The organism is Mesorhizobium jarvisii (assembly GCF_003601985.1).
Lineage (GTDB): Bacteria > Pseudomonadota > Alphaproteobacteria > Rhizobiales > Rhizobiaceae > Mesorhizobium > Mesorhizobium jarvisii.
Window position 1 is genome coordinate 1 of record NZ_QZXA01000035.1, and the last position, 434, is coordinate 434.

The 434-nt window shown below is 57.8% G+C and carries 1 pseudogene; it reads left to right on the top strand.

Going from position 1 to position 434, the window contains the following annotated elements:
* Nucleotides 1-158 precede the first annotated feature (158 nt).
* Nucleotides 159-434: pseudogene (locus D3242_RS34230) on the top strand (ATP-binding protein); the annotation flags it as partial.

Below are 434 nucleotides of genomic sequence, written 5' to 3' on the forward strand. Positions count from 1 at the left end.
GCGGTGTTGAAAGATTGCGGCGATACCACGCTCAACAAGTCGCACGCAGATTTCTGCGCCATGGCAAAGAAGATGGGCGGCTGAATCTAGCCGGACGTCGAAGGCGGGCCCAAGGTCCGCCTTCGAGTAATAGCAGAGGAAGCGCTGCACAAGAGCATCAGCCCGACCAGAAACGGTTGGAGAGGTTGGCCGGCCGCGTCGACGCTACCAGGCGCTGTCGAACGACGAGCAGAAGGATGAGGTCGATCTTGGTATCTATCTCAGCCAGATAGCATCGGCGGTAATGGCTTCGCATGCGGTGGAAGGCATACGCCTGGACATGAAGGTGGATACCTATCCCGTGTCGATTAACGTTGCGATGCCCACGGGGCTGGTTGTGAACGAATTGCTGACCAATGCGCTCAAACACGGCTTCAAGGGACGAGAAGGCGGCA